A 13,782-nucleotide genomic window follows, 5' to 3' on the forward strand; every position below is an offset into this window, starting at 1 on the left:
GGCCCCGGACCAGTCCTCAGGTGACCTTGGCGCAGAGGTTGCCGCCGCGGAAGTCCCAGGAGCGGGAATCGCTGGGGCAGTCGCCGTTGGTGAGGCCGGTGACCTGGAGGATGTAGTCGAAGGCCTTCGGGACGGTGCTCTTGTCGCATCCCCACGAGGTCATCAGGCCGTGGTTGTTGATGGCGATTCTGCCTTTTTGCGAGCCCTTCAGGCCCAGGAAGCATTCACCCACGCGGAGCCGACGTTCCAGGCAAAGGCTGATCGTCTTCCCTCCGCCGTCGTAGCTCCAGGTCGATCTCCCGTCCACGGACTTGGCCTCGCAGTCACTGAAACTGTCGTGGTCCATCACCTTGACCACGCGCACGTAGGCGTCCGTCCGGTCACAGTCGACCGCGTTCGGCTGGTCCGTGCTCCAGTTGTCGACCTCGTACGGGTCCATGTACGCGTCCAGGCAGTCGCCGGCCGAGATGGCCTCGAACGCCTCGAGGGAAGGGTCGGGGGTCGGGGTGGGGTCGGAGGTCGGCGTGGTGGGATCGGGGGTCGGGCTGTCCAGCCCGGCGCTGGACGTCTGGGACGCGGTCGGCGAGGCGGTTCCGGAACCCGACGCGCTGGTCTTGTCCTTGTGGTCGACGAGGAACCAGATGACCGCGACGAGCAGCAGGACACCCACGACGGCGGCCACCCCCGCGCCCGATGAGGTCTGCGCCGGCGGTTTACCCGAGGGGACCTGTGGCGCGTAAGGAGGTGCCGGGGGACGCTGCGGCGGAAGCAGGGCCGGCGGTGTGGCGCCGGGGGGACGCGGCGGCGGGGACCCCTTCTCGGCGGCGTCCACCTCGGTGACCATCGGCGCGGCGGTCAGAGCCTCGGTCTCGGTCACCCGCGTGTTGATCATCGTGGTGACGGGTGTGGGCAGTGACAGACCGCCGCCCGCCGCCAGCTTTGAACAGCGGTCGAGGAATTCTCCGACGCCGGGCCGGTCGTCCGGGTTCTTCGCCAGGCCGTCCGCGATCAGCGGGAGCAGCGACGCCGGTACGCCCGTCAGGTCCGGGTCCTCGTTGACGACGCGGTAGCCGAGGGCCTCGCCCGGCCCCTCGCCGAACGGTCGCCGTCCGGTGGCGGCGAAGGCCAGCACGGCGGCCAGGCAGAACACGTCGCTGGCCGGCCCGACCTCGCGGCCCCGGTACTGCTCGGGCGACATGTACCCGGGCGTGCCGACCACGGCGCGGGTGGTCTGCGAGGTGGCGTCCATCGCGCGGGCGATGCCGAAGTCGATGATCCGGGGCCCGTCCGCGGCGAGCAGCACGTTGCCGGGTTTGAGGTCCCGGTGAATCACGTCGTGGGCGTGGATCGCCGTCAGCCCTTCGGCCAGACCCGCGCCGAGTGCCGCCACCGACCGTTCGGGCAGCGCGCCGTGATCGTCGACCGCCTCCTGCAACGACGGGCCGGCGATGTACTCCGTCACGAGCCACGGCGGATCGGCGTCGGTGTCGGCGTCCACCACGTGCGCGGTGTGAAAACCCCCGACGCGCCGTGCCGCCGCGACCTCCTGCCTGAACCGCCGCCGGAACTGCGGATCCTCGGCGAAGTTCGGGTGGATCACCTTGACCGCGACCGGACGTCCGCCCTGCGAGCGGCTCAGGTAGACGCGCCCCATCCCGCCGGCCCCCAGCCGCGCCAGCAGCCGGTACCGACCGACCCGCTTCGGGTCGCCCGGATGGAGCGGCTTCAGCCTGTCGCTGGACACCTGTGCAACCCTCTACAAACAGTTATGTTCTTTTGAGTCGCCCGCCACGATGCCCCGGCGTCGCGGCACTGTCAAGACTTGATCTTGGACCGCGCGGGGTGCCCTCCCTATCGTGCGATGGATGCGGCAGGTACCTGGATGGGGAGGACGCGCATGACCAGCGAGCGCCCAGCGCTGTACGAGATGCTCGACGACCGGTTCCGGATGAGCGGTGACGACGACCTGGATGTCCTGTACACCGGTTGCCGCTGGGCCGAGGGCCCGATCTACCTGCCCGCCTGGCGGCAGTTGATCTGGAGCGACATCCCCAATGACCGGATGCTGCGCTGGGACGAGGAGACCGGCGCCGTCGGCGTCTTCCGCCGCTCCGCCGGGCACACCAACGGCAACACCCTCGACCGCCAGGGCCGGCTGATCACCTGTGAGCAGGGCAACCGCCGGGTGACGCGGACCGAACACGACGGCACGGTCACGGTGCTGGCCGACCGCTGGCAGGGCAAGCGCCTGAACAGCCCGAACGACGCGACGGTCAAGTCCGACGGCTCGATCTGGTTCTCCGACCCGGACTTCGGCATCAGGAGCGACTACGAGGGCTATCGCGCGCAGAGCGAGATCGGCTCGAACAACGTCTACCGCGTCGATCCCGCCACAGGCGAGGTACGGCTGGTCGCCGACTGCTTCGGCGCCCCGAACGGCCTCGTCTTCTCGCCCGACGAGCGGCGGCTCTTCGTCTCCGACACCCGGGCGGGCTTCATCCGGGTCTTCGACGTACGCGATGACGGCACGCTGTCGGACGGTGAGATCTTCGCCGAAGCCGCCGCCCGTACGGCCGCCCGCTTCGACAACATCCGCTTCGACGACGCCGGCCGGCTCTGGGTGGCCGCGATGGCCGACGGAGTGCACTGCTACGATCCCGACGGCACCCTGATCGGGCGGCTCGTCATCCCCGAGACGGTTGCCAACATCACCTGGGGCGGAGCCAAGCGCAACCGTCTCTTCATCACCGCGCAGACCAGCCTCTACTCGGTGGTCCTGGGTGTCACGGGAACACACCCGACCGGACCGGGACGCAGGCCCTGGCTGGATTCGGAGTCCCAGTGAACTTCTGGTCGATCTATCAGCACGGCTTCGCGCGAATCGCCGCGTGCACCGGCCATGCCGCCATCGCCGACCCGTCCGCCAACGCGGAGGCGGTGCTGCGGCAGGCGCGCCAGTGCGCGCAGGAGGGAGTCGCCGTCGCGGTCTTCCCGGAGCTCTGCCTGACCGGCTATTCGATCGAGGACCTCCTCTTGCAGGACGCGGTGCTCGACGAGGTCGAGGAGGCGCTCGAGACCGTGGTGGCCGGGTCGGCGGAGCTGATGACGGTGCTCGTCGTCGGCGCGCCGCTGCGCCATCGCCACCGGATCTACAACTGCGCGGTGATCGTGCACCGCGGCCGGATCCTCGGCGTCACGCCCAAGTCCTTCATCCCGAACTACCGGGAGCTCTACGAGCGGCGGCAGATCGCCGCGGGCGACGACGAGCGCGGCGGGACGATCCGCCTCGGCGGCGCGACCGTGCCGTTCGGCGTCGACCTGCTCTTCGCGGCGGAGGACGTCCCCGGTCTGGTGCTGCACGTGGAGATCTGCGAGGACATGTGGGTGCCGGTGCCGCCGAGCGCCGAGGCGGCGCTGGCCGGCGCGACCGTCCTCGCCAACCTCTCGGGCAGCCCGATCACGGTCGGCCGGGCCGAGGACCGCCGCCTGCTGTGCCGCTCGGCGTCCGCGCGCTGCCTCGCCGCGTACGTCTACGCGGCGGCCGGACTGGGCGAGTCGACCACCGACCTGTCCTGGGACGGCCAGACCATGATCTACGAGAACGGCGTCCTGCTGGCCGAGACCGACCGGTTCCCGCTCGACGACCAGTACGCGGTGGCCGACGTGGACCTCGACCTGCTGCGGCAGGAGCGCCACCGGATGGGCACCTTCGACGACAACCGCCGCGTCCACGCCGCGCGTACCGGAGGCTTCCGGGAGGTGGGGTTCCGGCTCGACCCGCCGATGACGGACCTCGGGCTGAAACGCCGGGTCGAGCGGTTCCCGTTCGTGCCGGCCGACCCCGACCGCCTCGCCCAGGACTGCTACGAGGCGTACAACATCCAGGTCGCGGGTCTGCAGCAGCGGCTGTCGGCGATCGGCGACCCGAAGGTCGTCATCGGGGTGTCCGGCGGCCTCGACTCCACGCACGCGCTGATCGTCGCCGCCCGGGCGATGGACCGTGCCGGCCGTCCGCGCAGCGACATCCTGGGCTTCACCCTGCCCGGCTTCGCGACCAGCGAGCACACCAAGGACAACGCCCACAAGCTGATGCGCGCGCTCGGCGTCACCGCGGCCGAGCTCGACATCGCACCGACCGCACGGCTCATGCTCGAGGAGCTCGACCACCCGTTCTCCTCCGGGGCGCCGGTGTACGACATCACCTTCGAGAACGTCCAGGCCGGGCTGCGCACCGACTACCTGTTCCGGCTGGCCAACCAGCGCGGGGGCATCGTGCTCGGCACCGGTGACCTGTCCGAGCTGGCGCTCGGCTGGTGCACGTACGGCGTCGGCGACCAGATGAGCCACTACAACGTCAACTCCGGGGTGCCGAAGACGCTCATCCAGCACCTGATCCGCTGGGTCGTCGGCAGCGGGCAGTTCGACGAGGAGACCGGCGAGACGCTGGCCGCGATCCTCGACACGGAGATCAGCCCGGAGCTCGTACCGGGCGAGGAACTGCAGTCCACCGAGTCCAAGATCGGCCCGTACGCGCTGCACGACTTCACGCTCTTCCACGTGCTGCGCCACGGTTTCCGGCCGTCGAAGATCGCCTTCCTGGCCTGGCACGCCTGGCACGACCGGGACGCGGGCGCCTGGCCGCCCAACTTCCCCGAGTCCAAGCGGGCGGCCTACGACCTGGCGGAGATCCGGCACTGGCTGGAGGTCTTCTGCCGCCGCTTCTTCGCGTTCGCGCAGTTCAAGCGGTCGGCCATGCCGAACGGGCCGAAGGTGTCGGCCGGCGGCTCCCTCTCGCCGCGCGGCGACTGGCGCGCGCCGTCCGACAGCACGGCGCGGGCCTGGCTGCGCGACCTCGCCCGCTGGGACAATTCCGACGCCGAATGAGCCGGCTGATGACCTGAGAGGAGCGGACCGTGGCCAAGACCTACCGTGTCGGGGCGGGCACGAAGTTCATCAATCTCGTTTTCGGGGTGATGACCCGCCGCGGGCTGGGCAAGGACTACCGGCACATCCTGACCGTACGGGGCAGGAAGACCGGTGAACCGCGCTCGACCCCGGTCGACGTCATGCGGAACGGCGACGAGCGATGGCTGGTGGCCGCCTACGGCGTCACCAACTGGGTGCATAACGCTCGTGTCGCCGGAGAGGTTCAGATCGCCAGAGGGCGTTACCAGGAGACGTTGCGCGTCGTCGAGCTGGCCCCCGAGGACAGCGTCCCCGTCCTTCGGCAGTACCTGCGGGAGGTCCCCGTCACCCGTGCGTACTTCGACGTCACGCTCGACTCGACCGACGAGGAGTTCCTCGCCGAGGTGCCGCGCCATCCGGTGTTCCGGCTGATCTCCTAGTCCGCGGTCAGGGCCCGCTGCATGAGCACCGTGTCGATCCAGCGCCCGTGCTTGTGACCGACGCCGGTCAGCCGCCGGCGTGGGTGAAGCCGAACCGCTCGTGCAGCGCGACCGAGGCCCGGCTCCCGCTGTCCGCGATGACCGCGATCATCTGGCGCATGTCCGCCTGGGCGCACCGGTCCACCAGGGCGCCGAGCAGCGCGCTCCCCAGGCCCCTGCCGGTCAGGTCCGGGGCGAGATAGATCGAGTTCTCCACCGTGTGGCGGTAGGCCGGCTTGGGACGCCATGGCGCGGCGTAGGCGAAGCCCGCCACCTCACCGGACGATTCGGCGACCAGGAAGGGCAGCCCCCGGGCGGTGAGGTCGTCGAGCCGCCGCCCCCAGTCGGCGACCGTCGGCGGGGTCTCCTCGAAAGTGGTGACGGTGTGGGAGACATAGTGCGCGAACACCTCGGCTACGGCCTTCAGATCTGCGTGAACCGCGGGACGGATGATCACCTGGGGAGCTGTCACGACGCGCTCATTTCTCTATAGCGAAATCTAATGACATTATAGAGGAATGCTGGATCTCGTGGCGTTGGGCAGGCTCATCCAGGCGTTGCGGCACGACCGGAGCCTGACCCTTCAGCAGCTGGCCGAAGCGGCGGACGTGAGCGTGAGCATGCTGTCCTCGGTCGAGCGCGGTCAGAAGGCGCCCACGATCGTGGTTCTCGCCCGCATCGCGGACGGCCTCGGCGTGCCCCTCACCGATCTCGTCGCTCAGCCCGACGACGACCGGGTCATCGTGCGCCGCGCCGCCGACCAGGACAGCATCGACGAACGCGGCGGGTGGCGGCGGACGATCCTGTCACCGGTCGTGCCGGGAGTGAACTTCGAATGGATCCGTACGACGCTGCCGCCGGACTGCGACGCCGGCCGCTTCCCGGCGTACGCCCCGGGCTCCCACGAGTACATCGTCGTCGAGTCCGGCACCCTCCGGCTGACCATCGCCGACACGGCCATCGACCTGACCGAGGGCGACTCGGCCTACTTCGCCGCGGACGTCACCCATGCCTACGCCAACACGGGCTCCAGGCCGTGCACGTACTACGTCGCCGCGCTCATCATGCGCCCCCGCGCAGCCCACCTGCCCGGCCGGTGAACGTCAGAGCTCGTTCCACCTGTAGATCGTCAGGTGTTCCTTCCCCGCGATCGGGGTCCACAGCGCGACGACCCGCCGTTTGGCGGGGCCGGCCTGGTCGTCGGCGGTGAGCGCCCGCTGCAGGTCATCGGTCTTCGGCGCGTTCTGCGTGCCGCAGCTCAGCGCCGCCACCCGCTGGGCGTACGTGAGGTGGGCCTGGTCGGCGTCGAGCGAGGACCGGTACGCGTCGACGATGGCCTGCCGCAGCTCGGCGCCCTGCGGCAACCGGTCGACATGCAGGGTCTCCGCCTTGGCCAGTTCCCGCCGGCGGTCCCCCACGAGCCGCTCGAACGCCGAGACCGAGCCGGCGACGTCATCACAGGTCGCCGAGAGTTTCCCGGCCAGCGGGTTCCCCGCCGCCAGGTGCGAGCCCAGCAGCTCACTGACCGCCTTGGCCTGGATGGCGCCCGGTCCTCGATGGAGGATCCCGCGAACCGCCATCGTCGCCGCGACGGCCACGACGGCGACCGCCACGGAACACAGGATGACCACGCGCCGCCTCCGGCGGCCCAGCCTCGCCACGCTGTGCGTCTCGCCGGACGCGCGTTCCTCTCCGAGTGGAGCCTGTCGTGACAGCGGCGAGGTGTCAGGACCGGGATCGCCTGGCACCCGTGCCGTGGCCTTCCCGGACGGTCGGGCACCGGACGCCCCGGCCGTCAGGGCGCTCGGTAGCGGAGCGATCCTCGCGGGGTCGGCGAGCGCGGTGCCTTCGGCCAGCATGACCGTGGTGGCCGGCTCACTGCCGGCTGGCCTGGCGACCGCCTCGCTGCGCCGGAGAAGACGCAGCAGCACCTGCTGGGCCGAGGGGCGATCGTCGGGGTCCTTGGCCAGGCAGTCGACGACGAGATCGCGCAGCGGCCTCTCCAGACCGCCGAGGAAGGGCTCATGGGTCAGAATGCGGGAAGCGACGGCGTCGAGGGTGTCGTCGCCGAAAGGCGGGTGCCCGCAGGCCGCGTAGGTGACGGTCGACGCCCAGGCGAAGACGTCGGTGGCGGTCGTGATGAGACCGTCGGTGAGCTGCTCGGGCGCCATGTACGGCGGGGTGCCGAAGATCCGGCCGGGCGCCGTGGCGCCGGCCTTGAACGCGCGCGCGATGCCGAAATCGATCACCCGCGGCCCGTCCGGGCCGATCAGGACGTTGTGCGGTTTGAAATCCCGGTGCACGATCCCGGCGTCGTGGATGGCGACGAGCGCGGTCGCGGTCGCGATCGCCAGTCGCTCCAGATCGGCGCCGTCCCGCGGCCCCTTCTCCGAGATCAGCCGCTGCAGGGACGGACCGTCGACGTACTCGCTGACGATGTACGGAGGGTCCCCGGTCACGTCGGCGTCCACCACCTGCGCCGTGCAGAAACGAGCGACCTCCTTCGCCGCCGCGACCTCCCGTACGAAACGGGCGCGTGCCGCGTCGTGGATCGCCAGGTCCTGCCGGAGCATCTTCACCGCGAGGCGCCGCGGGGACTCACCGGCGTCGTCGGCCCGTCGCGCCAGGTAGACGACGCCCTGGCCGCCCGACCCTAGACGTCCCATCAGCTCGTAGGGGCCGAGGCGCCGTGGGTCGCCGGACAACAGAGCTCGAGTGGTCACCGCGCGATCCTCCACACCGCCGAAACATCCTGCGCGATCGAGAAATCCGGTGAGCACTTCAGGCGCCCAAGATCGTCTCCCGCTGGGGAGTGTGACGCTGACTCGGTGCGGGCCGTTCGGACACCTCCGATAACAAAATGATCTCTGGAGTGGGTCGGGGCGTGATCGATGGCCGCCGCTCGGCCTGCGGTTCGTACGAGGGCGGCCGGGTCAGTCGGTGTAGCGGCCGACGAGTTCGGCGCCGATGCGGGCGAGTTCGTGCTGGACGGAGCGGGGTTCGACGACTTCGACCAGCGCGCCCCAGCCGGCGAGGTGGCGGGCGATGTCCAGAGGCGTCGGCGCGGCGAGGCGGACCCGTACCCGCCCGTGGTCGGGTTCGCCGTCGACGTGGCAGTGCCGTCCGAACCGGTCACGGAGGATCGGCACGTACCGCTCCTCGATGAGCACCGTCGCCCAGGTACGCGACCGCCGCTGTTCGATCTCGTCGACGACCTCCTGCCAGGCGACGGTGAGGGCGAAGTCGTCGGGGCGTTCGGCGGGCTGGTCGGTCGGTTCGGCCTCGATGATCCGGTCGACGCGGAACGTCCGCCGTCCTCGTTCGGTCCCCGCGAGCAGGTACCAGACGTCGTCCTTGTCGATCAGGCCCCACGGGTCGATCAGCCGCACCGTCGGTTCCCCGGTGCGGCCGGCGTAGGTGAGGCGGACCTTGCGGCGGCGGATCACGGCGGTCTGCAGCAGGTCGACCGTCGCGGGCCGGGGGCGGTCGCGTTCGCCCCACCGGACGGGGTCGACCATCGTGGCGTCGGTGGCGGCCTGGGCGTCGGCCCGGAAGGTCCGGGGCAGGGCTCCCATCAGCTTGCGCAGCGCCGCCCTGGCCGCGGGCGAGACGTCCGCCGCGGGGCCGACGAGCAGGAACAGCGCCTGTGCCTCGGCCGCCGTCAGACCGCTGAGGTCAGTGCGGGCCCCGCCGACCAGGGACCAGCCGCCGCCGCGACCGGGCTGGGGATAGACGGGAACGCCCGCCGCCGCGAGCGCCTCCAGGTCCCGGCGGGCGGTGGCGACCGACACCTCGAGTTCGGCGGCCAGTTCGGCCGCGGTCACTCGGGCACGGGTCTGCATCAACAGCAGGACGGCCACGAGGCGGTCGGCGCGCATGACCCGGCATTCTCCACCAAAGTGCTCAGTAGATGAGCACTTTGCCGCGGAGGATGAGTGATGTCATCCAACGAGAAGGGAATCATCCGATGCTGCGAGGCCTCACCACCGTCAGCTTCTACGCCGACGACGTCACCGCCGCCGCCCGCTGGTACACCGAACTGCTCGGCGTCGAGCCGTACTTCACGCGCCCGGTCGGGGACACGCTCGCGTACGTCGAGTTCCGCGTCGGCGACTACGAGCACGAACTCGGCATCATCGACCGCCGCTTCGCCCCCGGCCCACGCCCGGATGAGCCCGGCGGCGCGGTCACCTACTGGCATGTGGACGACGTCGACTCCGCCTTCGCGCGGCTGCTGTCCCTGGGCGCCACTGAGCATGAGAAGCCGGTCGAGCGCGGTCCCGGATTCGTCACCGCCTCCGTGGTCGACCCGTTCGGCAACGTCCTCGGCGTCATGTACAACCAGCACTACCTGCAGGTCGTGGAGCGATAGCCGATCCGAGCGACGGGCGCGAGTCGCTCGAAGCGGGTGCGACGGCTTGGCCGCGAAGCCGTGCGCACGCCGCTCCTCGGCGAGCGGCCCGAAGGCCGTCGCCGAAGCCTGCCGCGTCGCCCCCGGCGGAACGCCGACACGGAAGCCGTGGCGGACGCGGTCAGGCGGCCCGGGAACCTCGGGGTGGGGCGGTCAGCGCGTACACGACGATGACGGACATCGCGATGACGAGCACCGACCACACCGGAAATGCTCGCAGGAAGACCAGATGGCCGAGCGCCGCGAGGACGGCCAGCACCACGCCGGCCGCACGCGCCCACATCTGGCCGGCCATGATGCCGAGCCCGACGATGATCTGGACGGCCCCGAGGATCAGCCAGATCCACCCCCAGGTGGTGAAGTTGAGAATGAGGATGTCGCGGACGGTCACCTGGTAGTAGTCCGCCCGCAACAGCGCGACCAGTCCGTCGGTCAGGTTGAAGAACCCGGTCACGATCGCCAGGATGCCCGGCGAACGTCAGCCATCCCGAGGTGATCGTCATGCGGTGCGTCGTCATGATCCGACCTCCCTTGGAGCGGCGGTTCGCGGGTCGATCGGATCCGACTCGGCCCATCGCCGAGAGCAGACATTCCCGTACGTGACCGTAGGTCAAACGCGGAATACCACTGCCGTGATCAGGTCATATGCGGCAATTTGCCGGACCTTGGCGGCCGGTCAGCGGTAGGCGGGCAGGCCCGTGATCGCCTCGCCGAGCACCAGCGTGTGGATCTCCTGGGTCCCCTCGTACGTCAGGACGGACTCGAGGTTGGTCATGTGCCGGATCACGGGGTACTCCAGCGTGACGCCGTTCGCGCCGAGGACCGAGCGGGCCTGGCGGGCGACGTCGAGCGCGGCCCGTACGTTGGCGAGCTTGCCGAACGACACCTGCTGCGGCGTGACCTTGCCGGCCTCCTTCAGCCGTCCGAGGTGGAGGGCGACCAGGCCCGCCTGGCCCAGCGCCACCTCCATCCAGGCGAGCTTCTCCTGGGTGAGCTGGAACGCCCCGATCGGCCGGCCGAACTGCTCGCGCGTGCGGGCGTACTCGACGGCCGTCTCGTAGCACGCACGGCCCGCTCCGACCGCGCCCCAGATGATGCCGTACCGCGCCTCCGACAGGCAGCCGAGCGGCCCCTTGAGGCCCTTCACGCCGGGCAGCAGCGCGTCGCCGGGCAGCCGTACGTCGTCGAGGGTCAGCTCCGAGGTCACGGACGCGCGCAGCGACAGCTTCTTGTGGACGTCCCGGGTCGTGAAACCACGCGTACCGCGTGGGACGAGGAAGCCGCGCACGCCATCGTCGGTACGCGCCCAGACGACCGCGACGTCGGCGATCGAGCCGTTGGTGATCCACATCTTGGAGCCGTTCAGGATCCAGTCGGAGCCCTCGCGCTTGGCGTGCGTCCGCATGTTCGCCGGGTCGGAGCCGTGGTCGGGCTCGGTCAGCCCGAAGCAGCCGATGGCCCGGCCCGCGGCCATGCGGGGCAGCCACTCCTGCTTCTGCTCCTCCGAGCCGTACTTGTGGATGGCGGTCATGGCGAGCGACCCCTGCACGGACACGAAGCTGCGCAGCCCGGAGTCGGCGGCCTCCAGCTCCCGGCAGGCGACCCCGTACGCGACCGCGCCGGCCCCGGGGCAGCCGTACCCGGACAGGTGCATGCCCAGGAACCCCAGCTCGCCGAGTTCGGGGGCGAGCTCGGCAACGGGGAAGACCCCCTCCTCGAACCAGTCGGCGACGCGCGGCTCGATCCGGTCGGCGGCGTAACGCCGGGCGGTGTCGCGGACCAGGCGCTCCTCATCGGTGAGCTGATCGTCGACGCGCAGCAGATCCATCGGTCCTCCCAGGGTCTTCCCGGACGTCGAGACGGCGAAGGGGCGCCTCGCAGGCAAAGCGTACGTCGATGTGGCGATCCGGCGATCAGGGGGCTCTCAGGGACGCGTCAGGGCAAGCCCCCATGGCGATCCGCGCCCGCTGCGGGCACGATCGAACCATGAGCGAGAACACCTTCCACACCGACGGCAGCGAACCGCGCCGTCTCAGCCGCACCCGCGACGGGCGCATGATCACCGGCGTGTGCGCCGGTGCCGGCCGGTACTTCGGCGTCGACCCGACGATCGTACGGATCGTGCTGGCCGTCGTGACCGTCCTGACCAGCGGCGCGGGCATCCTCCTGTACGTCGCCGCCACGCTGATCATCCCGGAGGAGGGAAAGGAGACCTCGATCGCCCAGGACCTGATCAACAAGCAGACCCGCGCCTAGGGCCCTAGGCGGCGGCGCTCATCGCCCGCTCCTGGCTCGACGCGATCACCTCTCCCCTGATCCGCGTCCACGACATCGCGAGCATCGTCGCGGCGGACAGGCCGGCGATCCCCGCCAGGGCGACGACGGGCTCGGGCCCCAGCGCCTGGGTCAGCGCGCCGCCGATCAGGATGCCGATGCCCTGGCTGGCCAGGATGCCGGACTGCGCCAGCCCGAACGCCTGGCCGCGCCCGGCGGGCGGCACGGCGGCGACGTACGCGGCGTTGGCCGCGATCTGGTACGCGCTGCCGACGCCGGACAGCGCCAGCAGGACGATCACGGCCCACAGGGGCGGCCGCAGCCCCGCGCCCACCAGCGGTGCGCACGACAGCATCGCCATCCAGCCCATCAGCCGCAGACGGTCGTCGGGACGGACGAACCGGCTGTAGGCGAACGCCCCGGCCGCCATGCCGCAGGGCATCGCCGACATCAGCAGCCCGACGATCACGGGGCTCGCGCCGAACGTCCTGGCGTACGGCGCGGCGAGCCCCTCCGGCAGCACGTAGAACCCGCACAGCCACGCGAAGCACACCAGGGGCCGGAGCGTACGGTCGCCGAACACCAATCGCGCGCCCTGGCCCGTGATGCTCCACAGCGACGGGCGTTCGCGGCCCTCGGGGCGCGGCGCGGGCCGTGGCCGTACGCCCGCCAGCAGGATGGCCGCCGAGATCGCGAACGTGGCCGCGTCGAGCGCGAGGGCGTGGTGCGCGCCGACGGCGAAGATGACCGCCCCTCCCACGAGGAAGCCCAGCGTCTGGGTGAGCTGGTGGGTGATGTTGTTGATCGCGGAGCCGACGACGTACATGTCGCCGGGCAGTACCTCGGTCAGCAGGGCGGCGCGCGCGGCGGTGAACGGCGCGCCCAGGAGAACGGTCCAGAAGATCAGAAAGCACAGCGCCGCGAACGGCATGCGGTGCAGCGCCATGAGCGCCACGATGCCCGTCCGCGCGGCGTCACAGACGATCATCACGCGGCGGCGCGGGACCAGGTCGGCCAGGACCGACAGCACCGGCCCGCCCATGATCGACGGAAGATAGGTCAGGGCGTACGCGACCGCCGTCCGCAACGCCGAATGGGTGTTGTTGTAGACGAGCACCGCGAGAGCGATCTGGGCGAGCTGATCGCCGATGTACGACAGCGTCTGGGCGAGCCAGATCGAGCGGAACTCACCGACTCCGAAGACCTCCCGATAGGTCACCTGGCGATCGAACGGCCGCCGATGTCTGCCCACGCGCGCTCCCCTGCCGGTGAACGTCGTCCGGCCGCCACCCGCAGACGGCCGGTTGCGCGGATTATCTCACGCTCCGTTCAAAGAAGGTGACCCAACGTGCGCAATCGGGATCACCAGCCGAGTTCGTGCAATCGCTCATCGTCGATGCCGAAGTGGTGGGCGATCTCGTGAACGACCGTTATCCGTACCTCTTTCACCAGGTCATCGCGGGTCCGGGAGATCGCCTGCAGGGGCCGGCGGTAGACGGTGATGCGGTCCGGGAGATACCCGGCGTACGTGTCGCCGCGCTCGGTCAGCGGCACGCCCTCGTACAGTCCGAGCAGTCCGGGTTCGGGTGAGTCGTCCTCGACCATCACCACGACGTTGTCCATCAGAGTGGTGAGAGCCTCGGGGATGGTGTCGAGGGCCTCGGCGACCAAGTCCTCGAACTCCGCCCGCGTTATATCGATCACGTTGTCATT

Annotated in this window: 14 protein-coding genes; 6 read left to right on the top strand and 8 right to left on the bottom strand. The window is 70.4% G+C overall.

Annotated features, from left to right (window positions below; genetic code table 11):
- Nucleotides 1-16: 16 nt before the first annotated feature.
- Entirely contained in the window at nucleotides 17-1,744 is a 1,728-nt protein-coding gene (locus tag ACYVF7_RS56475; protein WP_460356487.1) for a serine/threonine-protein kinase, read from the bottom strand.
- 153 nt (nucleotides 1,745-1,897) lie between these two features.
- On the opposite strand from ACYVF7_RS56475, the gene ACYVF7_RS56480 reads away from it, so the two are divergent.
- The 3 genes from ACYVF7_RS56480 to ACYVF7_RS56490 are packed head-to-tail and all read left to right on the top strand — an operon-like array spanning nucleotide 1,898 to nucleotide 5,345.
- Nucleotides 1,898-2,845 (top strand): SMP-30/gluconolactonase/LRE family protein, encoded by a 948-nt coding sequence (locus ACYVF7_RS56480; protein ID WP_460356490.1) that lies wholly within the window; start codon nucleotides 1,898-1,900, stop codon nucleotides 2,843-2,845.
- The gene (locus ACYVF7_RS56485; RefSeq protein WP_460356493.1) at nucleotides 2,842-4,884 is read left to right on the top strand and encodes an NAD(+) synthase; all 2,043 of its coding nucleotides are present in this window, start codon (nucleotides 2,842-2,844) and stop codon (nucleotides 4,882-4,884) included. Before ACYVF7_RS56480 ends, ACYVF7_RS56485 begins: the two co-directional genes overlap by 4 nt.
- A gap of 29 nt (nucleotides 4,885-4,913) precedes the next feature.
- Nucleotides 4,914-5,345: a nitroreductase family deazaflavin-dependent oxidoreductase gene (locus ACYVF7_RS56490; RefSeq protein ID WP_460356495.1), complete on the top strand. Its 432-nt coding sequence runs from the start codon at nucleotides 4,914-4,916 to the stop codon at nucleotides 5,343-5,345.
- Between the two features lie 67 nt (nucleotides 5,346-5,412).
- On the opposite strand, the gene ACYVF7_RS56495 is transcribed toward ACYVF7_RS56490, so the two are convergent.
- The gene (locus ACYVF7_RS56495; protein ID WP_460356498.1) at nucleotides 5,413-5,856 is read right to left on the bottom strand and encodes a GNAT family N-acetyltransferase; all 444 of its coding nucleotides are present in this window, start codon (nucleotides 5,854-5,856) and stop codon (nucleotides 5,413-5,415) included.
- Nucleotides 5,857-5,902: 46 nt separating this feature from the next.
- Between ACYVF7_RS56495 and ACYVF7_RS56500 the strand changes: the two genes are divergently transcribed.
- The gene (locus tag ACYVF7_RS56500) at nucleotides 5,903-6,484 is read left to right on the top strand and encodes a helix-turn-helix domain-containing protein (RefSeq protein ID WP_460356501.1); all 582 of its coding nucleotides are present in this window, start codon (nucleotides 5,903-5,905) and stop codon (nucleotides 6,482-6,484) included.
- 3 nt (nucleotides 6,485-6,487) lie between these two features.
- On the opposite strand, the gene ACYVF7_RS56505 is transcribed toward ACYVF7_RS56500, so the two are convergent.
- Nucleotides 6,488-8,107 (bottom strand): serine/threonine-protein kinase, encoded by a 1,620-nt coding sequence (locus tag ACYVF7_RS56505; RefSeq protein ID WP_460356503.1) that lies wholly within the window; start codon nucleotides 8,105-8,107, stop codon nucleotides 6,488-6,490.
- Nucleotides 8,108-8,317: 210 nt separating this feature from the next.
- Nucleotides 8,318-9,262 (bottom strand): helix-turn-helix transcriptional regulator, encoded by a 945-nt coding sequence (locus ACYVF7_RS56510; protein WP_460356506.1) that lies wholly within the window; start codon nucleotides 9,260-9,262, stop codon nucleotides 8,318-8,320.
- Nucleotides 9,263-9,351: 89 nt separating this feature from the next.
- Between ACYVF7_RS56510 and ACYVF7_RS56515 the strand changes: the two genes are divergently transcribed.
- The gene (locus ACYVF7_RS56515; RefSeq protein ID WP_460356508.1) at nucleotides 9,352-9,756 is read left to right on the top strand and encodes a VOC family protein; all 405 of its coding nucleotides are present in this window, start codon (nucleotides 9,352-9,354) and stop codon (nucleotides 9,754-9,756) included.
- A 160-nt stretch (nucleotides 9,757-9,916) separates the two neighbouring features.
- Here the strand turns inward: ACYVF7_RS56515 and ACYVF7_RS56520 are convergent, their stop codons facing one another.
- Nucleotides 9,917-10,261 (bottom strand): DUF7144 family membrane protein, encoded by a 345-nt coding sequence (locus tag ACYVF7_RS56520; protein WP_460358602.1) that lies wholly within the window; start codon nucleotides 10,259-10,261, stop codon nucleotides 9,917-9,919.
- 210 nt (nucleotides 10,262-10,471) lie between these two features.
- Nucleotides 10,472-11,623: an acyl-CoA dehydrogenase family protein gene (locus ACYVF7_RS56525; protein WP_460356510.1), complete on the bottom strand. Its 1,152-nt coding sequence runs from the start codon at nucleotides 11,621-11,623 to the stop codon at nucleotides 10,472-10,474.
- 158 nt (nucleotides 11,624-11,781) lie between these two features.
- Between ACYVF7_RS56525 and ACYVF7_RS56530 the strand changes: the two genes are divergently transcribed.
- Nucleotides 11,782-12,051, top strand: coding sequence for a PspC domain-containing protein (locus ACYVF7_RS56530; RefSeq protein ID WP_460356512.1), 270 nt, complete (start codon nucleotides 11,782-11,784; stop codon nucleotides 12,049-12,051).
- 4 nt (nucleotides 12,052-12,055) lie between these two features.
- On the opposite strand, the gene ACYVF7_RS56535 is transcribed toward ACYVF7_RS56530, so the two are convergent.
- Together ACYVF7_RS56535 and ACYVF7_RS56540 are read right to left on the bottom strand one after the other, a co-directional pair.
- Nucleotides 12,056-13,321 carry an MFS transporter gene (locus ACYVF7_RS56535; protein ID WP_460356514.1) on the bottom strand — a complete coding sequence of 422 codons (1,266 nt, stop codon included), beginning with the start codon at nucleotides 13,319-13,321 and terminating at the stop codon, nucleotides 12,056-12,058.
- Nucleotides 13,322-13,431: 110 nt separating this feature from the next.
- Entirely contained in the window at nucleotides 13,432-13,773 is a 342-nt protein-coding gene (locus tag ACYVF7_RS56540) for a metallopeptidase family protein (protein ID WP_460356517.1), read from the bottom strand.
- Between the last annotated feature and the right edge of the window lie 9 nt (nucleotides 13,774-13,782).

The organism is Actinoallomurus acanthiterrae (genome assembly GCF_054775715.1).